22 protein-coding genes are annotated in these 21,391 nt (G+C 61.6%); all 22 read right to left on the bottom strand.

Annotated elements, in window-relative coordinates; genetic code table 11:
• Positions 1-34: 34 nt before the first annotated feature.
• The 22 genes from ureC to ACP7BO_RS15725 all read right to left on the bottom strand — a co-directional run bounded on the left by ureC (position 35) and on the right by ACP7BO_RS15725 (position 21,362).
• On the bottom strand, positions 35-1,735 hold the full coding sequence (gene ureC, locus ACP7BO_RS15620; protein ID WP_397455024.1) for an urease subunit alpha: 1,701 nt from the start codon (positions 1,733-1,735) through the stop codon (positions 35-37).
• Positions 1,736-1,850: 115 nt separating this feature from the next.
• Positions 1,851-2,159, bottom strand: coding sequence for an urease subunit beta (locus ACP7BO_RS15625; RefSeq protein WP_397455023.1), 309 nt, complete (start codon positions 2,157-2,159; stop codon positions 1,851-1,853).
• On the bottom strand, positions 2,156-2,689 hold the full coding sequence (locus ACP7BO_RS15630; RefSeq protein ID WP_397455022.1) for a GNAT family N-acetyltransferase: 534 nt from the start codon (positions 2,687-2,689) through the stop codon (positions 2,156-2,158). Before ACP7BO_RS15630 ends, ACP7BO_RS15625 begins: the two co-directional genes overlap by 4 nt.
• A complete protein-coding gene (locus ACP7BO_RS15635) occupies positions 2,686-3,219 on the bottom strand; it encodes a GNAT family N-acetyltransferase (protein ID WP_426211274.1) in 534 nt (177 codons plus the stop codon). Before ACP7BO_RS15635 ends, ACP7BO_RS15630 begins: the two co-directional genes overlap by 4 nt.
• A gap of 9 nt (positions 3,220-3,228) precedes the next feature.
• Positions 3,229-3,531, bottom strand: coding sequence for an urease subunit gamma (ureA, locus tag ACP7BO_RS15640; protein WP_397455020.1), 303 nt, complete (start codon positions 3,529-3,531; stop codon positions 3,229-3,231).
• 156 nt (positions 3,532-3,687) lie between these two features.
• A complete protein-coding gene (locus ACP7BO_RS15645) occupies positions 3,688-4,527 on the bottom strand; it encodes an urease accessory protein UreD (RefSeq protein WP_426211276.1) in 840 nt (279 codons plus the stop codon).
• Between the two features lie 32 nt (positions 4,528-4,559).
• A complete protein-coding gene (gene urtE / locus ACP7BO_RS15650; protein WP_397455018.1) occupies positions 4,560-5,258 on the bottom strand; it encodes an urea ABC transporter ATP-binding subunit UrtE in 699 nt (232 codons plus the stop codon).
• 55 nt (positions 5,259-5,313) lie between these two features.
• On the bottom strand, positions 5,314-6,174 hold the full coding sequence (gene urtD / locus ACP7BO_RS15655) for an urea ABC transporter ATP-binding protein UrtD (RefSeq protein WP_426211278.1): 861 nt from the start codon (positions 6,172-6,174) through the stop codon (positions 5,314-5,316).
• Positions 6,171-7,250 carry an urea ABC transporter permease subunit UrtC gene (gene urtC / locus ACP7BO_RS15660; RefSeq protein ID WP_397455016.1) on the bottom strand — a complete coding sequence of 360 codons (1,080 nt, stop codon included), beginning with the start codon at positions 7,248-7,250 and terminating at the stop codon, positions 6,171-6,173. Before urtC ends, urtD begins: the two co-directional genes overlap by 4 nt.
• Positions 7,250-8,752 carry an urea ABC transporter permease subunit UrtB gene (gene urtB / locus ACP7BO_RS15665; protein WP_426211281.1) on the bottom strand — a complete coding sequence of 501 codons (1,503 nt, stop codon included), beginning with the start codon at positions 8,750-8,752 and terminating at the stop codon, positions 7,250-7,252. The genes urtC and urtB overlap by 1 nt, the downstream gene beginning before the upstream one ends.
• Before the next feature lie 140 nt (positions 8,753-8,892).
• On the bottom strand, positions 8,893-10,158 hold the full coding sequence (urtA, locus tag ACP7BO_RS15670) for an urea ABC transporter substrate-binding protein (RefSeq protein ID WP_397455014.1): 1,266 nt from the start codon (positions 10,156-10,158) through the stop codon (positions 8,893-8,895).
• Positions 10,159-10,491: 333 nt separating this feature from the next.
• A complete protein-coding gene (locus tag ACP7BO_RS15675; protein ID WP_397455013.1) occupies positions 10,492-11,502 on the bottom strand; it encodes a FecCD family ABC transporter permease in 1,011 nt (336 codons plus the stop codon).
• Positions 11,499-12,449: an ABC transporter substrate-binding protein gene (locus ACP7BO_RS15680; RefSeq protein ID WP_426211283.1), complete on the bottom strand. Its 951-nt coding sequence runs from the start codon at positions 12,447-12,449 to the stop codon at positions 11,499-11,501. Before ACP7BO_RS15680 ends, ACP7BO_RS15675 begins: the two co-directional genes overlap by 4 nt.
• Positions 12,446-13,234 (bottom strand): ABC transporter ATP-binding protein, encoded by a 789-nt coding sequence (locus ACP7BO_RS15685; RefSeq protein WP_426211285.1) that lies wholly within the window; start codon positions 13,232-13,234, stop codon positions 12,446-12,448. The genes ACP7BO_RS15680 and ACP7BO_RS15685 overlap by 4 nt, the downstream gene beginning before the upstream one ends.
• A 90-nt stretch (positions 13,235-13,324) precedes the next feature.
• Positions 13,325-15,442 carry a TonB-dependent receptor gene (locus ACP7BO_RS15690; RefSeq protein ID WP_426211287.1) on the bottom strand — a complete coding sequence of 706 codons (2,118 nt, stop codon included), beginning with the start codon at positions 15,440-15,442 and terminating at the stop codon, positions 13,325-13,327.
• Positions 15,443-15,607: 165 nt separating this feature from the next.
• The gene (locus ACP7BO_RS15695) at positions 15,608-16,984 is read right to left on the bottom strand and encodes a PepSY-associated TM helix domain-containing protein (RefSeq protein WP_426211289.1); all 1,377 of its coding nucleotides are present in this window, start codon (positions 16,982-16,984) and stop codon (positions 15,608-15,610) included.
• A 137-nt stretch (positions 16,985-17,121) separates the two neighbouring features.
• Positions 17,122-19,200 carry a TonB-dependent copper receptor gene (locus ACP7BO_RS15700; protein WP_426211291.1) on the bottom strand — a complete coding sequence of 693 codons (2,079 nt, stop codon included), beginning with the start codon at positions 19,198-19,200 and terminating at the stop codon, positions 17,122-17,124.
• Between the two features lie 98 nt (positions 19,201-19,298).
• Entirely contained in the window at positions 19,299-19,670 is a 372-nt protein-coding gene (locus ACP7BO_RS15705; protein ID WP_426211293.1) for a DUF2946 domain-containing protein, read from the bottom strand.
• A 42-nt stretch (positions 19,671-19,712) separates the two neighbouring features.
• Positions 19,713-20,207 (bottom strand): copper chaperone PCu(A)C, encoded by a 495-nt coding sequence (locus tag ACP7BO_RS15710; RefSeq protein WP_426211295.1) that lies wholly within the window; start codon positions 20,205-20,207, stop codon positions 19,713-19,715.
• 47 nt (positions 20,208-20,254) lie between these two features.
• Positions 20,255-20,653 (bottom strand): DUF2946 domain-containing protein, encoded by a 399-nt coding sequence (locus ACP7BO_RS15715; RefSeq protein ID WP_426211297.1) that lies wholly within the window; start codon positions 20,651-20,653, stop codon positions 20,255-20,257.
• Between the two features lie 112 nt (positions 20,654-20,765).
• On the bottom strand, positions 20,766-21,056 hold the full coding sequence (locus ACP7BO_RS15720; RefSeq protein ID WP_426211299.1) for an addiction module antidote protein: 291 nt from the start codon (positions 21,054-21,056) through the stop codon (positions 20,766-20,768).
• 3 nt (positions 21,057-21,059) lie between these two features.
• Complete coding sequence (locus ACP7BO_RS15725) at positions 21,060-21,362, bottom strand: type II toxin-antitoxin system RelE/ParE family toxin (protein ID WP_426211302.1); 303 nt, start codon at positions 21,360-21,362, stop codon at positions 21,060-21,062.
• Positions 21,363-21,391: the final 29 nt, after the last annotated feature.

Genomic DNA, 21,391 nt, shown 5'->3' on the forward strand with positions numbered 1-21,391 from the left:
CAATACAACCGCTTGCCGGGACAGCCCCCTGTGCTCAAAACAGAAAGTAACGCTGCGCCATCGGCAAGACTTCTGCGGGCTCGCACCACAGCAGTACACCGTCAGCCTTGACTTGATAGGTCTGTGGATCGACTTCGATTTCGGGCAGGTAGCCGTTGTGAATCAGGTCGGTTTTCTGCACGTCGCGACAGCCTTTGACCACGGCGATTTGCTTCTTGAGCCCCAGTGCCGCGGGTACCCCGGCATCCGCCGCCGCCTGGCTGATAAAGGTCAGGCAGGTGGCATGACGCGAGCCGCCGTAGCTGGCAAACATCGGGCGGTAGTGCACCGGCTGCGGGGTCGGGATCGAAGCATTGGGGTCGCCCATCAGGCTTGAGGCAATTGCACCGCCCTTGAGAATCAGGGTCGGCTTGACCCCGAAAAACGCCGGACGCCAGAGCACCAGGTCGGCCCATTTACCCACCTCGATCGAGCCCACTTCATGGCTGACGCCGTGGGTAATGGCCGGGTTGATGGTGTATTTGGCGATGTAGCGTTTGGCGCGGAAGTTGTCATTGCCCGGTGCATCTTCGGGTAGCGGGCCGCGCTGTTTTTTCATCTTGTCGGCGGTTTGCCAGGTACGGGTGATGACCTCGCCGACCCGGCCCATGGCCTGGCTGTCGGAGCTGATCATCGAAAACGCGCCGAGGTCATGCAGGATATCTTCGGCGGCGATGGTTTCACGACGGATACGGCTTTCCGCGAAGGCGACGTCTTCGGCGATGGCCGGGTCCAGGTGATGACAGACCATCAACATGTCCAGGTGCTCGTCGATGGTATTGCGGGTAAAAGGCCGGGTCGGGTTGGTCGAGCTTGGCAGCACGTTGCTCAGGCCGCAGGCCTTGATGATGTCCGGGGCATGGCCGCCCCCTGCGCCTTCGGTGTGATAGGTGTGGATGGTGCGGCCCTTGAACGCGGCCAGAGTGGTTTCGACAAAGCCCGACTCGTTCAGCGTGTCGCTGTGAATCGCCACTTGCACGTCATACAGGTCGGCCACGTTCAGGCAGTTGTCGATGGCTGCGGGCGTGGTGCCCCAGTCTTCGTGCAGCTTGAGGCCGATGGCCCCGGCTTCGACCTGTTCGATCAGCGGTTGCGGCAGGCTGGCGTTGCCTTTGCCGGTAAAGCCCATGTTCATCGGGAACGCATCGGCGGCCTGCAGCATGCGCGCCATGTGCCACGGGCCCGAGGTGCAGGTGGTGGCATTGGTGCCGGTGGCCGGGCCGGTGCCGCCGCCGATCATGGTAGTGACCCCGCTGTTCAAGGCTTCTTCGATCTGTTGCGGGCAGATGAAGTGAATGTGGGTATCGATGCCGCCTGCCGTGAGGATCATGCCTTCGCCGGCAATCACTTCGGTGCTGGCGCCGATGGCGATGGTCACATCGGGCTGGATATCCGGGTTGCCGGCTTTACCGATGGCGTGGATCCGGCCGTTCTTCAGGCCCACATCGGCTTTGACGATGCCCCAGTGATCGACAATCAGCGCGTTGGTGATCAGCGTGTCGACCACCTCGCTGGCGAGCAGCTGGCTCTGGCCCATGCCGTCACGAATCACCTTGCCGCCGCCAAACTTCACTTCTTCGCCATAGGTAGTGAAGTCCTGCTCGACCTCGATCCACAGCTCGGTGTCGGCCAAGCGGATCTTGTCGCCAACGGTAGGGCCGAACATGTCGGCATAGGCCTGGCGGGAAATTTTCATTGTGAGTTCCTAAATAGATAAACCAAGCCCCATCCCCTGTAGGAGCGAGCTTGCTCGCGAGCCCTTAAGCGCTCTTGAGAAAAAGCTCGCTCCTACAGAGGATTGGGCAGTGGGGTCAGTCCAGATTGCCCATGACCCGACCGGCAAAGCCGAACACCCGACGCAGCCCGGCCAGTTCCACCAGTTCCACTTCGCGGGTCTGCCCCGGCTCGAAACGAACGGCGGTGCCCGCCGGGATATTCAGGCGCATGCCGCGGCTGTCAGCACGTTCAAACATCAGGGCATCGTTGGTTTCGAAAAAGTGATAGTGCGAACCCACCTGGATCGGGCGGTCGCCTCGATTCGACACGCTGATACTCAGGGTGCGGCGGCCGGCATTCAGCTCGATGTCACCGGATGCAATGCGGTATTCGCCCGGAATCATTGCGGCTCACCCAGGGTTTTGTAATAGATGGCGGTGGGGCTGTAGTGACCGTCGGGGCTGCGGCAATAGTTGGGCAACTCGCCGACCCGGGTGTAACCCAGTGCGCTGTAGAAGTTTTCAGCGGGCGAGCCGGCTTCGGTGTCCAGGTGCAGCAAACCGCGTTTGAGTTCCCGTGCCCCTTGTTCCAGGGCATGGATCATTATTTGCCCCAGACCCCGACGCCGCGCTTCATTGAGCACCAGCAGTTTCTGGACCTCGGCGCGATTGAGCCCGTTGCGCTTTTGGCACAGGGCCAGCTGCACGCTGGCCAGCACCCGCCCGTCTTCGATCAACACCCACAGCAGCAGGGAGCCTTGCTCCAGTTGGGCATGCACTTCGTTGAAGTAATGGCTGGCCTGGGGTTGGTCAAGATCGTCCATGAACCCCACGGACGCACCGTAGTGAACCGCATCCACCAGCAACGCAATCAGCCCGTCGCGATACTGGGCAAAGCTCTGGGCGGTCACTTGCAGCACCTGTTCGCTATTCATTTACCGCACTCCTGAGGCGGCAGCGCGCCGGGGTTGAGCATCAGTTGCATAAAGGTCAGGTCCAGCCAGCGGCCAAACTTGATACCGACTTGCGGCATGCGTGCGCTGGTTACAAAACCAAGCTGTTTATGCACATGGATCGAGGCGCCATTGCCGCTCTCGATGGCCGCGACCATTACGTGTTTGCCGCAAGCTCTGGCGCGCTCAATCAGCGCTGCCAGCAACTGCGGGCCGAGGCGCTTGCCCCGTTGTTCGGGGTGCACGTACACCGAATGCTCCACGGTATGGCGGAACCCTTCAAACGGGCGCCAGTCGCCAAACGAGGCGTAGCCCAGCGGCTCATTGCTGTCATCGACGATCACCAGCACCGGATAACCCTGGGCCAGGCGGGCATCGAACCATTGCTGACGGTTGGCCAGATCGACCGTCTGTTCGTTCCAGATCGCGAGGGTGTTGAGCACCGCATCGTTGTAGATGTCGCGAATCGCCGGCAGGTCGGCCGCGACAGCATCACGGGTGACATAAGACATGGGGCAGCCTCAGGCGATGGGTTGGTGGACAGTGACCAGCTTGGTGCCATCGGGGAAGGTGGCTTCGATCTGGATGTCGGGGATCATTTCCGGAATGCCCTGCATCACCTGCTCGCGGGTCAGCAGGGTGGTGCCGTAGTGCATCAGCTCGGCGACGGTACGGCCATCGCGGGCGCCTTCGAGCAGGGCGGCGGAAATATAGGCGATGGTTTCCGGGTAGTTAAGAATCACCCCGCGTGCCAACCGCCGCTCGGCCAGCAGGCCGGCGGTAAAGATCAGCATCTTGTCTTTTTCGCGTGAGGTCAGGTCCATGGTGGGTCCGTTGTTTAATTAAGGATTATTGGTCGAGGACCTCTGTGGGAGCTGGCTTGCCAGCGATTGCATCGCCTCGGGGGGAGCTGTACCGAGTCGTCTGCATCGCTGGCAAGCCAGCTCCCACAGGGATCCTCAAAAAATTCGGGACGGTTCTCAGGTACTCCAGATCCTTGGGGCCAAGGCTTCACGCCCCAGCAATGCCGGGCGTAGCAAGCGCCACAGTTCAATCAGCCAGGCTCGGGCCTGCAAGGCTTCTACCGCCAGGCAGCGAGCGACCAGCAACCCCGGCAACTGGGTCAGGTCGGCACGGACCGGGCCGGGCAGGTTGCGGCATATTTCCAGCAGCTGCGCACTGATTTCCCCCGTCACCAATAACGTTGCAAACACCGGGTTGCCGTCCAGGCCAATCGGCGAATCCAGCAAGCCGTCGCCGCCGCTAATGCGCTGGCGTTCATGCCAGAGCAACTGGCCGTCGCGGCGAATATCCAGCTGCGACTGAAAGTGCCCGTGCTCAAAACGTTCACCGCTGGCCAGTCGTCCCAGCGCCACCATGTCCCAGTAAAACAGGCGCGCATCGCCTTCAAGTTCAATGCGGGTCGTCAGTTCGGCCCGGGCGGCGCTGAACACGATGGTTTCTTGCGGCAGCCATTCCAGGGTCGCACCGCCAGCCACGTTCAAGGTCAGGCTCTGATAGGCCGGGCCGGCCGCGCGATACCACTTGGCCGCACCGGGGCTGGTGAGTTGTGCCCAGGCATCAGGCCCCACACTGGCGCAGATGTTCAGCCGGTCGCCGCCGGCAATGCCGCCGGGCGGGTGGACAATGATGTGCTGGCACACCTCGGGGCCTTCGGCGTACAGGTGCTTCTGCACCCGCAGCGGGCCGAAATGACGACGCAGGGTGGGGCGCGTGCTGTCGCCAAAACGGCCATAGCCCAGCTCCAGCTCGGCGTGCCAGCTGGGGGTGAACAATGCGGTGTTGGCAGGCAGATTCATAGGTCGTTGTTATCGTCAAAAAGAGTTACAGATTAAATCGTCACCAGCCCGCGCACACCCTCTGTTTGCATATTTTCACCACGGCCCTGTTGCACGATTTCGCCTCTGGACATCACCAGATACTGGTCCGCCAGTTCTTCGGCAAAGTCGTAGAACTGCTCCACCAGCAGGATGGCCATATCGCCCCGGGCCGCGAGCATCTTGATCACCGCGCCGATCTCCTTGATCACAGACGGTTGAATCCCTTCGGTGGGCTCATCGAGGATCAGCAAGCGCGGGCGGCTGGCCAGCGCCCGGCCAATCGCCAGCTGTTGCTGCTGGCCGCCGGACAAGTCGCCACCGCGCCGATGCTTCATTTGCAGCAGCACCGGGAACAGTTCATAGATAAAACCGGGCACCTCCCGGGCCTCGGCCCCGGGGAAGCGGGACAGGCCCATCAACAGGTTTTCCTCCACCGTCAGGCGCCCGAAAATCTCCCTGCCCTGCGGCACATAAGCGATCCCGGCGTGAACCCGCTGGTGGGGCTTGAGCGTGGTGATCGGTTTACCCTCCCAGGTCACGCTGCCTTCCTTGACCGCCAGCAAACCCATCAGGCACTTGAGCAATGTGGTCTTGCCCACGCCGTTACGGCCCAGCAGGCAAGTGACTTCGCCGACCTGGACCTCAAACGACAGGCCGCGAAGAATGTGGCTGCCGCCGTAGAACTGATGCAGATTTTGTATCTGTAGCATCGTGAATCCCCTAATACCCTGTGGGAGCTGGCTTGCCAGCGATTGCAGCGGGGCGTTAACGGCCCAGATAAACCTCGATCACCCGCTCATCGGCCTGCACCTGTTCCAGCGAGCCTTCGGCCAGCACGCTGCCCTGGTGCAACACGGTGACGTGGTCGGCAATCGAGCCGACAAACCCCATGTCGTGCTCCACCACCATCAGCGAGTGCTTGCCGGCCAGGCTTTTGAACAGCTCGGCGGTGAACTCGGTTTCGGCATCGGTCATGCCCGCCACCGGTTCATCCAGCAGTAACAGTTGTGGGTCTTGCACCAGCAGCATGCCGATCTCCAGAAACTGTTTCTGGCCATGGGACAGCAGGCCCGCCGGGCGCCGGGCAGAGGTGCTCAGGCGAATGGTGTCCAGCACTTCACCGATACGGTCCCGTTGCTCGCCCGTGAGTCTGGCGCGCAGGCTGGCCCATACCGACTTGTCGGTTTTTTGCGCCAGCTCCAGGTTTTCAAACACGCTCAGGGCTTCAAATACCGTGGGCTTCTGAAACTTGCGGCCAATCCCGGACTGGGCGATCTGTACTTCGCTCATCTGGCGCAGGTCCAGGGTTTCACCGAACCAGGCCTGGCCTTCGCTGGGTCGGGTCTTGCCGGTAATCACGTCCATCATGGTGGTCTTGCCTGCGCCATTGGGGCCGATGATGCAGCGCAACTCGCCGACGCCGATGTACAGGTTGAGGTTGTTCAGGGCCTTGAAACCGTCAAAGCTGACGCTGATGTCTTCCAGCGTGAGGATGGTGCCGTGGCGGGTATTGAGGCCGGTTCCGGCGGCCTGGCCCAGACCGATGGCATCGCGGCTGCTGCCGGCATCCTTGTTTGGATCGAATGCGGGTTCGAGCATGAATTCAGCCGTTGCAGTGATTCTCATTGTTCGCCCCTTTTCTTCAGCAGGCCGATCACGCCTTTGGGCAAGTACAGGGTCACGACGATGAACAGCGCGCCGAGGAAGAACAGCCAGTACTCGGGGAAGGCCACGGTGAACCAGCTCTTCATGCCGTTGACCACGCCCGCGCCCAGCAACGGACCGATCAGGGTGCCGCGCCCGCCCAGGGCAACCCACACGGCAGCTTCTATGGAGTTGGTCGGCGACATTTCGCCGGGGTTGATAATGCCCACTTGCGGTACATACAACGCTCCGGCCAGGCCGCATAACACAGCACTGAGCACCCAGACGAACAGCTTGAAGCCGCGAGGGTCGTAGCCGCAGAACATCAGGCGGTTTTCAGCGTCGCGCAGCGCAGTCAGCACGCGCCCGAATTTACTGCGCGCCAGGCGCCAGCCGAGAAACAGGCTGACCACCAGCAACATCACGGTGGCGAAAAACAGTACCGCGCGGGTGCCGGGCTCGGTGATGCCAAAACCCAGAATGCTGCGAAAGTTGGTGAAGCCGTTGTTGCCGCCAAAGCCGGTCTCGTTACGGAAAAACAGGAGCATCCCGGCGAAGGTCAGGGCCTGGGTCATGATCGAGAAATACACGCCCTTGATCCGCGAACGGAAGGCGAAAAAGCCGAACACCAGCGCCAGCAAACCGGGGGCCAGCACCACCAGGCACATGGCCCACCAGAAATGCTCGGTGCCGATCCAGTACCAGGGCAACTCGGTCCACGACAGAAAGGTCATAAATGCCGGCAATTCATCGCCCGAGGCCTGGCGCATCAGGTACATGCCCATGGCGTAGCCGCCCAGGGCGAAGAACAGGCCGTGGCCCAGCGACAGCAGACCGGCGTAGCCCCAGACCAGATCCAGCGCCAGGGCGACGATGGCGTAGCAGAGGATCTTGCCCGTCAGCGTCAGGGTATAGGCCGAGACCTGAAACGGGCTGTCGGCAGGCAGCAGCGACAGCAGCGGCAGGGCCAGCAGCACCAGCAATACCAGGCCACCGACTATGGCGGTGACGGCAGGCCCGGCCTTTTGCGTGGCAGTAATCATCAGAGGCTGATTCATCAGTCGATCACCCGTCCTTTAAGCGCGAAGAGACCTTGCGGACGCTTCTGGATAAACAGAATGATCAGCCCCAGGATCAGGATTTTGCCCAGCACGGCGCCGATCTGCGGTTCAAGAATCTTGTTCGCGATGCCCAGGCCGAAGGCTGCGTATACCGTGCCCGCCAGTTGGCCGACACCACCCAGCACCACCACCAGAAACGAGTCGATGATGTAGCCCTGGCCCAGGTCCGGGCCGACGTTGCCGATCTGGCTCAAGGCCACGCCGCCGAGCCCGGCAATCCCCGAGCCGAGGCCAAAGGCGAGCATGTCGACACGGCCGGTGGGTACGCCGCAGCAAGCCGCCATGTTGCGGTTCTGGGTGACCGCACGCACGTTCAGGCCCAGCCGGGTTTTGTTCAGCAGCAGCCAGGTCAGGAACACCACGGCCAGGGCGAAGACGATGATCACCAGCCGGTTGTACGGCAGCACCAGGTTGGGCAGCACTTGCAGCCCGCCCGAGAGCCAGGCCGGGTTGGCCACCTCGACGTTTTGCGCGCCGAACAGCACCCGCACCAGTTGAATCAGGATCAGGCTGATGCCCCAGGTGGCGAGCAGGGTTTCCAGCGGCCGGCCGTACAGATGGCGAATGATGGTGCGTTCCAGAAACATGCCCACGCAGGCCGTCACAAAGAACGCCACAGGCAGCGCCAGCAGCGGGTAGAACTCGATGGCGCCGGGCGCGAAGCGCTGAAACAGCAACTGCACGCAGTAGGTTGAGTAGGCGCCGAGCATCAGCATCTCGCCATGGGCCATGTTGATCACCCCGAGCAGGCCGAAGGTGATGGCCAGCCCCAGCGCTGCCAGCAACAGAATCGAACCCAGGGACAAACCGCTGAAGGCCTGGCCCAGCAAGTCACCGATCAGCAGTTTGCGTTTGACTTGCGCCAGGCTGGTTTCAGCGGCAGTGCGCACATTGGCATCGGTTTCGACACCGGCTTGCAGCAGGGTTTCGAGACGGGTACGGGCCAGTGGCTCGCCGGTTTCACCGAGCAGGCGCACGGCCGCCAGACGCACTGCCGGGTCGGGGTCCACCAGTTGCAGGTTGGCCAGCGCCAGGCTCAAAGCGGTATGCACAGCGCTGTCGGTTTCGCCGGCCAGTTGCCGGTCGAGGAATACCCGTTGTGCCGGTTTGGCGGATTTTTGCAATTGCAGGGCGGCCGCCAGACGCAGTGCCGGGTCTGTGGCGAGCAATTGCTGACTGGCCTGCGCGGTTTCAATCAAACCACGCAGACGGTTGTTCAGGCGCAGCGCTCTGGTTTGACCGTCGATGCTGATCTGGCCTTGCTGCAACTCGTTGATCAGCGCCGCGCGCTCAGGTGTCGGTTGTGCCGCCCAGCTTTCGAGCAGCTGGGCCTGGCGGGAATTGTCGGCCGCTGCGAAGTCGCTGGCATCGTCGGCGTATGCGCCCAGGGGCAGCAACAGCAGGCAGGCGAAGATAAAACGGTAAAGGGCAGTTGGCATAGACAGGGCCTTGCGCTGACAGGATTAACTCAAATCCTGTGGAAGCCGGCTTGCCGGCGATGGAGTCGCGTCGGTTCATGATCGACCACGTTGGCTGCATCGCCGGCAAGCCGGCTCCCACAAGGGAATGACAGTGACCGTTAGTTGCTCTTCACTGCGTAATCCGGCTTTTTGTCATTGCCCGGGATATACGGGCTCCACGGCTGGGCGCGGATCGGCTCCTTGGTTTGCCACACCACGTTGAACTGACCGTCATCCTGGATCTCGCCGATCATCACCGGCTTGTGCAGGTGATGGTTGGTCTTGTCCATGGTCAGGGTGTAGCCCGACGGCGCGGCGAATGTCTGGCCGGCCATGGCTTCACGGACTTTATCGACATCGGTGGACTTGGCTTTTTCTGCTGCCTGCGCCCACATGTGGATGCCGACGTAGGTGGCTTCCATCGGGTCATTGGTCACGGCCTTGTCTGCACCCGGCAGGTTGTGGGCCTTGGCGTAGGCTTTCCAGTCGGTGACGAACTTCTGGTTCACCGGGTTCTGCACCGACTCAAAGTAGTTCCAGGCGGCGAGGTTGCCCACCAGCGGCTTGGTGTCGATGCCGCGCAGTTCTTCTTCGCCCACCGAGAAGGCAATCACTGGTACGTCGGTGGCTTTCAGGCCCTGGTTGGCCAGCTCTTTATAGAACGGCACGTTGGAGTCGCCGTTGACCGTGGAGATCACCGCCGTCTTGCCACCGGCGGAGAATTTTTTGATGTTGGAGACGATGGTCTGGTAATCGCTGTGGCCAAACGGGGTGTAGACCTCGTCGATATCCTTGTCGGCCACGCCTTTGGAATGCAGGAAGGCGCGCAGGATCTTGTTGGTGGTGCGCGGGTACACATAGTCGGTGCCCAGCAACACAAAGCGTTTGGCGCTGCCGCCGTCCTCGCTCATCAAATACTCAACGGCCGGAATGGCCTGTTGGTTAGGTGCGGCGCCGGTGTAGAAGACGTTGGGCGACATCTCTTCACCTTCGTATTGCACCGGGTAGAAGAGCAAGCCGTTGAGTTCTTCAAATACCGGCAACACCGATTTGCGCGACACCGAGGTCCAGCAACCGAACACCACGGCGACCTTGTCCTGGGTCAGCAACTGACGACCCTTTTCTGCAAACAGCGGCCAGTTGGACGCCGGGTCGACCACGACCGCTTCGAGCATCTTGCCGTTCACGCCGCCTTTGGCGTTGATCTCGTCGATGGTCATCAGCGCCATGTCCTTGAGCGACGTTTCGGAGATCGCCATGGTCCCGGACAACGAATGCAAAATCCCCACCTTGATGGTCTCGGCGGCTTGCACCGTCCAGGTCATGCCCATGGCGGCAATGGATGCCGTGAGGGTAAAAGCTTTGAGCAAGCTACGACGCTTCATGGGGCGATCTCCAGATGTCTGATTTTTTTAATGGTTCGACGGGGACACTGGGAAGGTCTATAGCAAGGGCTGTGCCGAAATGGTGCGTAGGCTCTGGAACGGGGCTTTGCGGTGATATTTGAGGCGTCCGTGCACCAGCGCGGCGCCTAAAGACGCTTTTGGTGCGCGGCATGCGCCGTGTTGGTGCCAGGCCTGTGATCCGTAGCAGTTGCCGAGCGGAGCGAGGCTACGTCCGGCGGCGCAGCCGTCGTAAATCCGGGCGCTGAAGATTTACGATCGCTGCGCAATCGGACGTAGCCTCGTTCTACTCGGCAACTGCTACGGGGGGAGGCGTTAACGCTTGCGCATCAGGCCAATAAAGAACAGGCCGCCAATCGCTGCCGTGGCCACGCCGATGGGCAGGTCTTCGGGGGCGATCAGGGTGCGCGCGGCGACGTCGACCCACACCAGGAACACGCTGCCCAGCAACGCCGACACCGGCAGCAAGCGTCGGTGCTCGGCGCCCACCAGGCGTCGGGCGATGTGCGGAATCATCAGCCCGACAAAGCCGATCGAACCGCTGATGGCCACCAGTACGCCGGTCATCAGTGAGGCGATCAAGAACACCTTGAGCCGCACATTGCGTGCATTCAGGCCCAGGGTGACAGCGGTTTGCTCGCCTGCCATCAAGGCGTTGAGCGGGCGGGCCATGCCCAGTAGCAGCACTAGCCCCAGCAACACCACGGTACTGGGCACCAACAGCAGCTCCCAGCGCGCCAGCCCCAGGCCGCCAAGCATCCAGAACAGTACGGCCGAACTGGCGCGGTGGTCGCCCAAAAACAGCAGGGTATTGGCGATGGCCATCATCACGAATGACACGGCCACGCCGCACAGCAGCAGCCGGTCGCTGTCCAGGCGGCCCTGGCGGCTGGCAATGGCGAGCACCAGAACCATGCTCAGCAACGCACCGATAAAGGCCGCGATGGGCAAGGTCAGCAAGCCGACGATTTCGCCCACGTGCAGCACCACGATCACTGCCCCGAGGGTGGCGCCGCTGGTTACGCCCAGCAGGTGCGGGTCCGCCAGCGGGTTACGGGTCACGGCTTGCAACACAGCACCGATCAATGCCAGCCCGGCGCCGACCAGCGCCCCGAGCAGCATGCGCGGCACGCGGATCAGCCACACGATATGTTCCTGCCCGGCGCTCCAGCTGACCTCGCCGAGGCCGAACAGTTTATTGAGCAAAATGTGCCACACCACGTCCACCGGTACCCGCGCCGGGCCAAAGCCCAGCGAGACCACGCACGACACCAGCAGCAGCGCGCCGAGGCCGACCAGCAACAAGGCATAGCGGCGCGTCATCATTGGGGGTGGAAACCTTTGGCCAGGGTTTCGATGGCCAGCACGTTGTCGATGCCGGGGGTGGCCTGCACGTAAGGGATGACGATGAAGCGTTTGTTGCGAATCGCGTCGACCGATTGCAGGGCGGGGCTGGTTTCGAGGAAGCGCTGTTTTTGCGCGGCGGTGACTTCGCTGTAATCGACGATGACGATCACTTCAGGGTTGCGCTCGACCACAGTTTCCCAGTTGATGCGGGTCCAGCTGGCGTCGATGTCACTGAGAATATCGTTGCCGCCCGCGGCTTCGATCAATGCATGGGGAATGCCCAGCTTGCCCGAGGTCATGGCACGGTCTTCGCCGCTGTCATACAGGAACACCCGCGGTCTTGAGGCGGGCAGGGTCTTTTGCACGGTGGCGATTTTCTCCTGCATCTGCGTGATCAGCGCGGTGGCGCGGTCTTGCACGTCGAAGATTTTGCCCAGGTTACGCAGGTCGTTGTAAGTGTCCTCCATGCTGGCGGGCGGGCGCTTCATCACGAACGCGCAGGACTCGGTCAGCTCGTACACATTGATGCCCAGTGGGGTCAGGGTTTGCGGCGTGAGGTCGCCGCCTACGCGCATGCCGTAATCCCAGCCGGCAAAGAAGAAGTCGACGTTGGCGTTGAGCAGGGTTTCCACCGACGGGTACTTGCTCGCGAGCTCTGGCAGGCCATCGAGAATGACCTTCATCTCGGGCGTTACCGCTTTCCAGCCACTGATGCCGCTGTAGCCGGCCATGCGCGGTTTGAGGCCCAGGGCGAGCATCATTTGCGTCATGTTGATGTCATGGCTGACGGCGTGTTCGGGCGCCTGGTTGAAGGTCACCTCGCGGTTGCAGCTGGTGACGGTCAGCGGGTATTTCGTGACTTGGGCCTGTGCCCACTGGGCACCGGACAATGCGCTGAGGCAGAGGGCCAGGCGGATCAATTTCATGCTTGGGTTATCCAGGTAATGCGCGGGTAGCCGGACAGCGGGTGATCGTCGATCAGCGCGTCGACGCCAAACACCTCACGCAGTAACTCGACCGTCAGCACCTCGCGCGGGGTGCCGCTGGCGATGATCCTGCCGTGGTCGATCACGTACAGCCGGTCGCAAAAAGCCGCGGCCAGATTGAGGTCGTGGATGCTGGCCAGGGTGCCGATGTTCAGGCGCCTGACCAGTTGCAGCAACTCCAGCTGGTAGCGCGGGTCGAGATGATTGGTCGGCTCGTCGAGGATCAGCAATTCGGGTTGCTGGGCCAGGGCCCGGGCCAGAATCACCCGCTGCTTTTCACCGCCGGACAGGGTGGCGAACGCGTGGTCTTCGAAGCCCTGCAGGCCCACCGATTCGAGGGCGTGTTTCGCCAGCTCGCGGTCGGCCTCGGTGTCGCCGTCGAACAGGCCTTTATGCGGGGTACGGCCCATGGCGACCACTTCATCGACGGTCAGGCCAAAGGCGTCCGGAAATTCCTGCAGCACCACGGCGATGCGTTGAGCACACCAGCGCGGCGATTGTTGCCAGAGGTTGTGCGGGCCGAGGCTGACCTGGCCCGACTCGGGCTTGCTGAAGCGATAAGCGCAACGCAGCAGGCTGGTTTTGCCGCTGCCGTTGGGCCCGATCAGCCCCACGAACTCGCCTGCGGCCACGTGCAGATTGGCATCACGCAGCTGGAACTGGTGATGACAGTGACCATGGCCCAGCGGGGTCCAGGCGAGTTGGGTGAGGGTGAGGCGGGTCATAAAATTCCGGTGTTGACCCTGTAGGAGCGAGCGTGCTCGCGAGCTTTTGAAAATCTCGCGAGCACGCTCACTCCTACAGGGGGTGGGTGCTTAAAAGGTGTAATCCGCCGTGACGAAGAACGAGCGCGGTTCGCCCATGATCCATTGCTGGCCGCCATTGTATTGGCTTACAGCGTACTGGCGGTTGAACAAATTATTCAGGCGCAGGCCCAGGGTGGTTTTTGGCAGCGCTTTCCAGCTGACAGTGGCGTCTACCACGGTGTAGCTCGGCAATTCGACGGTGTTGGCAAGGTCGGCGTAACGCGAGTCCACATAACGCACCCCGGCACCGGCGTTCACGTCGTCGGTAAGGGTTTTGCTCAACCACAGGTTGGCGGTGCGACGGGGTACGTCGGTGGGGCGGTTGCCTTTGCGGGACACGCCTTCGTCATCGAACTTGTCGTATTCAGCCCTCACGAAGGCGGCATTGGCCTGCAGCTGCCAGCGGTTCGGCAGTTGCAAATCGAGGCTGGCTTCAAGGCCGTTGGACGACTGCTGGCCAACTTGCAGCGAGTTGCCCGGGGTGTTCGGGTCGGGGGTCAGCAAGTCCTTTTTGACGATGTGATACGCCGCCAGGGTCCACTCGCCGCGCTGGTCCCAGAACATTTGCTTGAAGCCGACTTCGGTCTGGCGCGCATGGGCCATGTCAAAGCCTTGCTCGGCCGGGTACAGGCTGATCAGACCGGCCACGCCATCGACACTGGTGGCTTGTTGCGCATACACCGACATGTCCGGCGTCAGTTCATACACCAGGCCGACTTTCCAGCTGTTGGCCGACAGGCTGCGATCACTGCGCGAGTCTTCGATCAAGTCGTCACGGTCCAGATGCACGATATCGCGCCGCACGCCGGTGACCAGTGACAGTTGCTCGCTCAGTTGTGTGCGGTTTTCGGCAAACAGCGACACTTGCCGGGTGGTGGTCTTGAACTGGTCGCGGTAGGGCGAATCGCTGGTGAACTCGCCGCGATCGGGGTGGTACATGTCAATCGGTGTGCCGCCAGCCACTACATCCTTGTAAGGCGAGTTGCTGTGCAGGTCGAAGTGGATACGGTTGTAGTCCACGCCCACCAGGGTTTTGCTTTTCAGGCCGAACAGGTCGTGGTTGAGGGTGAAGGTCTGACGGTCGCCGACCTGTTCCTGTTGGTGTTTGATGCTGTAGTAACCGCTGCGTATCAGGCTTAGGCGGTTTTCGTCCCAGCCGTGTTTTTCAGCGTTCTGCCAGCGGCGCTGGGCCTTGAGGTAATACAGTTCGTTGCTGGCAACCAGGTCGTCGTTGATCTGCCATTCGGTATTGAGGCGCGTCCACTGATCGTTGTAATGCAGCTTGGCGTCGCGCACGTTGTAGTTCTTGTCCCGCAGGCTCTTGTGATATCGGCCATTGATCAGGGGCACGCCGAAGTCGTTCTGCGGCTCCTGGTCGCCGTAATCGTGGCTCAGGGTAAACGCCAGATCATCCCGGGCCTGCCAGCGCAGGGCGGCGCTGATAAAGGTGTTTTCGGAGTCGCCGTGGTCGATCCAGCCATTGCTTTGGGTGTGGTTGAGGTTCAACCGGTAGCTCAGGGTGTCGGTCAGCGAGCCGCCGCTGTCCAGCGCTTGCTGCTGGCTGTCGTAAGAGCCGTAGCCAACCCGCAGATGATTTTCGATTTCGCCGCTGAACGGTTTTTTCGGGATCACGTTGATCACCGCGCCGGTCGCACCTTCGCCGTACAGCACCGATGCCGGACCGCGCAGCACGTCGATGCGTTCCACCGACCAGTCGTCCACGGGGAAGGTCACGGTGCCGGCGCCGCTGTACATGCGAATCCCGTCATACAACTGCATGACCGAGCCCTGGCCGACAAAGCCACGGGCCGAGTACGACGAGCCGCCGTTGCCCGGGGTGCCGTTATTGGTGATGCCGGTGGTCCGCGTCACGGCATCCTGGACGCTGCGGTCGCCGCGGGCGCGAATCCGTTCGCCGCTCAGGCTTTCGACGCTGGCCGGGGTTTCGAGACTGTTGAGGTTCAGGCGCGAACCGGCGCTGGTGGCGGTCTTGAGGTCGATGTGTTCGGCATCGATTTCAGGTGCGGTAATGCTCGCGGCCGGCAGCATCAGGGACGGGGCGGTGTCATCCGCATGCGCGTTGTTGATCGCCAACAGGCAAAGGCTGGAAAAAAGGTACTTGTTCATCGGGGCAGTGAGTCGCTTATTTCAAGAGGTGTACCCGCTGCCTCCTGGCGGCGGGTGATGGAGCTTAAATGCATTTGTTATACAGTAACAATAGTTTTCTGGCTGATACTGGCATGCCAGTATAGCCAAGGCTCTAGATCGCGCATCTCGGATGCTTCATGTTGTTTATGAGCGAAGCTCAAGCGGCGGTGTTTTGCGCAAAATCATCAGCAGGCGGTCCAGCAGCCACACCGCGAGCAGCGAGGCGCCCACCAGCGGAAAGGCAATCGCCAGGGCCAGCATGATCAGCACGCCGGTCTTCCAGATCGGCAAGTCGTGGCGCAGCGGCGGGACGCCCAGGCGGCCCTTCGGACGGCGTTTCCACCAGATCACCAGACCGCTGACCGAGCTCAGCAGGATCATCAGGCACACCAGCAAAATCACAATCTGGTTCAAGGTGCCGAACAGTTTGCCTTCATGCAGCATCACCCCCATTTCGGTGGCGCGGGCGAGGTTGGCGTATTGCTCCCAGCGCACATCGGCCAGCACCTGGCCGCTGTATTGATCGACATGCAGGGTGGCGTCGTTGCGCGGGTCGTCCGCGAATACGGCGATGGTGAATACGCCGGTGGCGGTGGTGGGCAAGGTGATGCTGTAGCCGGGTTCGACCTTGCGAGCAGTGGCGGTGTCGACCACCTGTTGCAGGCTGATGCCGGGTGCCGCCGGGCCGCTTGCGTGGGCGGCATGGGCCATGTGTTCAGCGTGGGCACCGGAGACCGGCAGCGGGGTGTTTTCCAGCGCCCAGGGCACGGTTTGACGGGTTGGCGTGTTGAGGCTGCGTGCCTCGATGTCTGACTGCGGGACGTTATTCCACATTGCCACCGGGAAGCGGTTCCACAGATCGGCGTATTGCTTGCCCCAGAAACCGGTCCAGGTCATGCCGCTGAGCAGCATGAACAGCAACAGGGCGGCGCCCCAGAAGCCGGTGACAGCATGCAGGTCGCGCCACAGCACGCGGCCGCGACGGCTCAGGCGTGGCCATAAAATCCCGGCGGCGGATTGCCCGCGCGGCCACCACAGGTACAGGCCGGAAACCACCAGCACCACGCCCCAGCCGGCGGCGAGCTCGACCAGCCGATCTCCGACAGTGCCGATCATCAATTCCCCGTGCAGCGCCCGGGCCACGGCTTGCAGATTGAACTTGGCATCCTGCTCGCCCAGCACTTCGCCGCTGTAGGGGTTGATAAACACGTTGAGCTCGCGCCCGTCATTGCTGACCACCCATTGAGCGCTGCGCTCAGGGTTGACCGGGGGCAGGTACTGGCTGACATGGCCCTGTGGATAGTCGAGGCGCACGCGTTGCAGTTGCTCATCGGCACTGAGGCGGTGATGGCCCGGGGTGACATTGAGCAGGTGGTCATACATCAAGGGATCGAGCTGGGGCTTGAACAGGTAAATGATCCCGGTCAGTGCCAGCAGAATCATGAAGGGGGCGACAAACAGCCCGGCATAAAAATGCCAGCGCCAGGCCAGGTTGTAGAAAGAGGGGGTTGGTCGGCTCATCAGGAGCGGCTCCGCAAGGTAATTGGTCTTTGAACCCTGTGGGAGCTGGCTTGCCAGCGATGGCATCACCTCGGTTTTCCAGAAATACCGAGTCGCGTTCATCGCTGGCAAGCCAGCTCCTACAGAGCAATCTGTTGTCAGAAGCTCACATCAACCTTGGTCCACAACGTGCGGCCCGGTTCGTTGATCGGGGTCGGGTCGTTCGCCGGGTAGCCGTAACCGGCGTTGCCCGCCATGTTCAGGTGCTCGCTGTAGTTTTTGTCCAGCAGGTTGTCGACCCCGGCACTGACTTTGAGGTTTTTGTTGATGCGGTAGGCGCCGTTCAACGAGAACACACCAAAACCGGCGCTCTTGTCGAAGTCCTTGCCGACCACGTTGCCTGCGTTGCGGTCGATGCGGTCTTGTGGCGCAACCAGCCGCCACAAGGCCCCGGCACTCCAGTCGTCCTGGCTGTAAGTGAGGCCCAGGCGGGTGTCCAGCGGTGGCATTTGCGGCAGTGCCTTGCCGTCCGTGGTGTTCTTGCCCCAGGCGTAGGCCAGGGTGGCGTCGGCTTTCCAGTTTGAAGTCAGCTGATACGCCGCGCCCAGTTCGCCGCCCATGATCCGGGCGTTGATGTTTTGTGCCTGGGACGAGCCCTGGGCGTAGTCGAACAGGATGTAGTCGTGAACCACCCCGGCGTAGGCCGAGACCCAGGCTTCGAGGTCCCGGGTTTTGTATTGCAGGCCCATGTCGAGCTGAGTGGTTTTTTCCGGCTTGATTGCATCGAAAGCGTTGACCGAACCGGCAGGCCCTGAGGTCGGAGAGAACAGCTCCCAGTAATCCGGGAAGCGTTCGGCGTGACCCAGGCCGGCATACAGCGTGGCCGGGCTGTCGGCCAGGTCATGTTCGTAACGCACAAAGCCGCTGGGCAGGGTGTCGGCGCGGGTTTTATCCAGGGTCGGGTTGGGTTTGCTCATCATCCCGGAGCCGATCCGGGCACGGTAATCCTTGGCCGAAGCACGGTCCAGACGGGCCCCGGTAATCACCCGGTCACGCTCGGCGGCGTACCAGGTCAGTTCGCTGAAGACACCGTAGTTGTGGAAGTCGGCGTCTTTGCTCCAGTTCTGATCCTTATACGTATCGATGCCCATGCCGGAGCGTTTGCGGTGTTCGTTGGTCTGCGCGTCGATACCGCTGATCAATTGGTAGTCGGCCCAGTGCCAGGTGGCCTTGATCCGTGCGCCGAGGGTGCGCCGGTCGACGTTGGAGGCCATCGGCCCGCTCATCATGCCGGTGCCTGACGGCGTACGCAGGCTGTAGTTGTCCATGACGTGATCGGCATAGTTGTAGTAGACCTGTGCTTCGATCTTGTCGAGAACATCGCCGATATTTGCTTTCTCGAAGCGCAGGCCCAGGCTCTCGCGCTTGTACTGGCTGCCGTCCATGCCGCGCCCGGCAGAGCGGGCTTCGCCATCGCCCTTGCCCGCAGTGAGTTCCAGCAGGGTGTCCGGGTCCGGGGTCCAGCCCAGGGCGACATCGCCGTTCCATTTGTCGTAGCGCGACGGCACGGTGTCGCCGTTGCCGTCCTTGTAGTCATCGGAGTGCGCAGTGTTGCCGATCACCCGCACGTAGCCCAGCGGGCCGCCGGCTGCCGCGTCGACGGTCTTGTCGAAACGGCCGTTGGAGCCGGCCAGTACGCTGGCGTTGACCCGCGTGCCCAGTTCACCGAAGTGCTCGGGTTCGCGCTCGAACAGGATGGTGCCGGCTGAGGCTCCAGGGCCCCAGAGTACGGTTTGCGGGCCTTTGATGACGGTGAGTTTGTCGTAGGTTTCCGGCGAGATGTAGGACGTGGGGGCGTCCATGCGGCCGGGGCAGGCGCCGAGCATCATGCCGCCATTGGTGAGGATGTTCAGGCGCGAACCGAACATGCCGCGCAACACCGGGTCGCCGTTGGTGCCGCCGTTGCGGATCAGGGCGAAGCCGGGAATGGTCTTGAGGTAGTCGCCACCGTCACTGGCCGGTACCGGCTGGCGCGGGTCCTTGGGGTTGGTGACGATGGTCAGTGGCGAGCTGGGAGCGATGGCCGTGATCACCAGCGGGCTGATTTCGTTGGCATGCCCGGAGTGTTCGTCGGCCGCAACCAGCGGCGCGAACAAGGCGCAGCACAGTGCGCTCAGGGCGAAAGGGAATACCGTTTGGGCATGAGGCAAACGGGAGGCAGCAGTAAAACGGGACATATACATTCCAATATTCAAGCGAATACAACACGGCCAGCGGCCTTCGGCCGTCTAAAGCGGCAGTAGCAGGCGGGCCTGTGAGTTTGTTGTGTCGGTGCTTAAAGGAATGCCGGTGGGGCGCGGGAGCGGGCGCCGGGGAAGACCGGTTGCCGGGCGTGGCCCAGCCGGGTGGTTGCCGCCAGATAATGGACGGCTGGGGGCGCTGCGTGGAGGGTCAGGGTCGAGGCGTTGGGCAAGGCCGGGCAGCTGAACAGCAGGGTGCAATAGCCGCACTTTTCCCACATGGCGTGGTGATCGGCGGACGGCTTTTCATGCTCGCCGTGCGCCTCCATCGACATGCCGGCCGCCATCGGCATGGTCATGTTCATGGAGGCGTGATGATCCATCGGCACCGCTTGGGAAATCAGCGGGCCGATAAAGATCATCAGCATGGCAAACAGGCTCAGCCAGCTGCCGCGAATCTGCGACATGGCGTGCCTGGCGCGAGGGGCGCCCACGGGGATCAGTGACCGTTAGTGGGTGTGCATGGCTTCCATGCTGTCGGGCGGCGCCTGTTTTTGCACGTTCACATCAAACGTAATGGCACCGGCCTTTTCAAAGTGCAGGGTCATGGGGAAGTGTTTGCCGTCCTGCAGCAGGCTGCGGTCTTTGAGGCCGACCAACATCACGTGGTACTCCATGGGCGCGAACGTGACGGTGCCGCCGGGCGGGACCTCGACGCTGGCCACTGGTTGCATCTTCATCAAGTCCCCCTGCATCACGTGTTGATGCAGTTCGGCTTTATCGGCAATCGGCGTGTCGACACTGACCAGGCGGTCGGCGCTATTGCCGGTGTTTTGAATCACGAAATACGCGGCCACGGTCGGCGCGTTGGGCGGCAATTGCTGGGACCACGGATGAGCGATTTGCAGCGCGCCGCTCTGGTATTGGTGAGCGTTGGCGAAACAGGCAGGCAGCAGCACAGCCGCCGCAATCAGGACGTTTTTGACCAGTGACAGGTTCAACATGGCAATTCTCCGGAACGATTCAAACGCAAAATGGTTGCGAGGATGAATCAGGCCAGAGGTGACGCGCGGGGGTTAAGGCTCGGCCATTGCTGGCGCGGGGTGGGGCGTTTGAGGTGATCGGGGATTTGGCTGTGGCCGTGTTCGATGGCGGCGAAATAGAGTGTCGGGATATGCGCCGGCAAGGCCACCAGAGGCGACGAGCCCGAGCAGCACCAGCAATGCTGCATGTTCGAGTGATCGTCTTTGCGACTGTCGCCGGCGTCAAGCTTGCCCAGTGACACGGCCACCATCTTGGTGCCGGTGGAGGTGCAAAAGCTGCTCCACATAAACTGTTCGCTCGCATCTTGCCTTGCCCCGCCCATGGCTCCGGCCGTCGACATGGCGAGCATGTTGAACAGCACTGCGAAGCAGGCGATCCAGGCAAATGCAAAGCGTTGTCGGGACATGAAGAATTCCATGAGTGATGCGATCAAGGCGGCTATTTAGCCTGAATGACCGGCGTAAGTAAAAACACAGGCTGTGTGGCGAAATGTCGCGTCAGTGCGGGGGCTAGCGGTTTCATGCTGCAGTTGCATGAAGTTTGAGACCCAGAGCCTTCATGATTTTGATGATAGTCGTGAATTCGGGATTACCGGTGCTGCCCAGTGCCTTGTAAAGGCTCTCGCGGCCCAGTCCGGTATCACGGGCAATCTGAGTCATGCCTTTGGCGCGGGCAATATCGTTAAGGGCGGCGCGGATCAAGCTGCCATCACCTGGGTCTTCCTCGAAACAGGCATCCAGATACGCCGCCATGTCTTCAGGTGTTTTCAGGTAGTCAGCGCTATCGAAGCGGGTAAATTGCTCGGTCATTTGTCAGTCCTCACTACCCAGTAGGTGTGCGATTTCTTTTGCGCGTTTTATGTCTCGTGCCTGAGTGGTTTTATTGCCGCCGATGAGCAGCAGGTAAATCACTGCACCTTTGCGTGTGTAGTAAACGCGGTACCCGGGCCCGCAATGAATGCGCATTTCGTAAACCCGTCCACCTATGGGCTCGCAGTCCGCAAAGTGGCCCATCGTCGCGGCCCTTAGACGAGCAAGAATACGGGCCTGTCCGGTCTTGTCTTTAAGAGCGCTCAGCCATTTGGCAAATTCACGGGTTTGTTCGAAAGTAATCATGGCTAAAATCGTATCCCTAAGGATACATC

The organism is Pseudomonas sp. TWR2-1-1 (genome assembly GCF_049897045.1).
In the GTDB taxonomy this organism is placed as follows: domain Bacteria; phylum Pseudomonadota; class Gammaproteobacteria; order Pseudomonadales; family Pseudomonadaceae; genus Aquipseudomonas; species Aquipseudomonas versuta.

What these genes read in the sequence shown, in the direction of transcription:
- ureC (WP_397455024.1), bottom strand. Translation starts at nt 1,735, where the DNA reads ATGAAAATTTCCCGCCAGGCCTATGCCGACATGTTCGGCCCTACCGTT.
- ACP7BO_RS15625 (WP_397455023.1), bottom strand. Translation starts at nt 2,159, where the DNA reads ATGATTCCGGGCGAATACCGCATTGCATCCGGTGACATCGAGCTGAAT.
- ACP7BO_RS15630 (WP_397455022.1), bottom strand. Translation starts at nt 2,689, where the DNA reads ATGAATAGCGAACAGGTGCTGCAAGTGACCGCCCAGAGCTTTGCCCAG.
- ACP7BO_RS15635 (WP_426211274.1), bottom strand. Translation starts at nt 3,219, where the DNA reads ATGTCTTATGTCACCCGTGATGCTGTCGCGGCCGACCTGCCGGCGATT.
- ureA (WP_397455020.1), bottom strand. Translation starts at nt 3,531, where the DNA reads ATGGACCTGACCTCACGCGAAAAAGACAAGATGCTGATCTTTACCGCC.
- ACP7BO_RS15645 (WP_426211276.1), bottom strand. Translation starts at nt 4,527, where the DNA reads ATGAATCTGCCTGCCAACACCGCATTGTTCACCCCCAGCTGGCACGCC.
- urtE (WP_397455018.1), bottom strand. Translation starts at nt 5,258, where the DNA reads ATGCTACAGATACAAAATCTGCATCAGTTCTACGGCGGCAGCCACATT.
- urtD (WP_426211278.1), bottom strand. Translation starts at nt 6,174, where the DNA reads ATGAGAATCACTGCAACGGCTGAATTCATGCTCGAACCCGCATTCGAT.
- urtC (WP_397455016.1), bottom strand. Translation starts at nt 7,250, where the DNA reads ATGAATCAGCCTCTGATGATTACTGCCACGCAAAAGGCCGGGCCTGCC.
- urtB (WP_426211281.1), bottom strand. Translation starts at nt 8,752, where the DNA reads ATGCCAACTGCCCTTTACCGTTTTATCTTCGCCTGCCTGCTGTTGCTG.
- urtA (WP_397455014.1), bottom strand. Translation starts at nt 10,158, where the DNA reads ATGAAGCGTCGTAGCTTGCTCAAAGCTTTTACCCTCACGGCATCCATT.
- ACP7BO_RS15675 (WP_397455013.1), bottom strand. Translation starts at nt 11,502, where the DNA reads ATGATGACGCGCCGCTATGCCTTGTTGCTGGTCGGCCTCGGCGCGCTG.
- ACP7BO_RS15680 (WP_426211283.1), bottom strand. Translation starts at nt 12,449, where the DNA reads ATGAAATTGATCCGCCTGGCCCTCTGCCTCAGCGCATTGTCCGGTGCC.
- ACP7BO_RS15685 (WP_426211285.1), bottom strand. Translation starts at nt 13,234, where the DNA reads ATGACCCGCCTCACCCTCACCCAACTCGCCTGGACCCCGCTGGGCCAT.
- ACP7BO_RS15690 (WP_426211287.1), bottom strand. Translation starts at nt 15,442, where the DNA reads ATGAACAAGTACCTTTTTTCCAGCCTTTGCCTGTTGGCGATCAACAAC.
- ACP7BO_RS15695 (WP_426211289.1), bottom strand. Translation starts at nt 16,984, where the DNA reads ATGAGCCGACCAACCCCCTCTTTCTACAACCTGGCCTGGCGCTGGCAT.
- ACP7BO_RS15700 (WP_426211291.1), bottom strand. Translation starts at nt 19,200, where the DNA reads ATGTCCCGTTTTACTGCTGCCTCCCGTTTGCCTCATGCCCAAACGGTA.
- ACP7BO_RS15705 (WP_426211293.1), bottom strand. Translation starts at nt 19,670, where the DNA reads ATGTCGCAGATTCGCGGCAGCTGGCTGAGCCTGTTTGCCATGCTGATG.
- ACP7BO_RS15710 (WP_426211295.1), bottom strand. Translation starts at nt 20,207, where the DNA reads ATGTTGAACCTGTCACTGGTCAAAAACGTCCTGATTGCGGCGGCTGTG.
- ACP7BO_RS15715 (WP_426211297.1), bottom strand. Translation starts at nt 20,653, where the DNA reads ATGTCCCGACAACGCTTTGCATTTGCCTGGATCGCCTGCTTCGCAGTG.
- ACP7BO_RS15720 (WP_426211299.1), bottom strand. Translation starts at nt 21,056, where the DNA reads ATGACCGAGCAATTTACCCGCTTCGATAGCGCTGACTACCTGAAAACA.
- ACP7BO_RS15725 (WP_426211302.1), bottom strand. Translation starts at nt 21,362, where the DNA reads ATGATTACTTTCGAACAAACCCGTGAATTTGCCAAATGGCTGAGCGCT.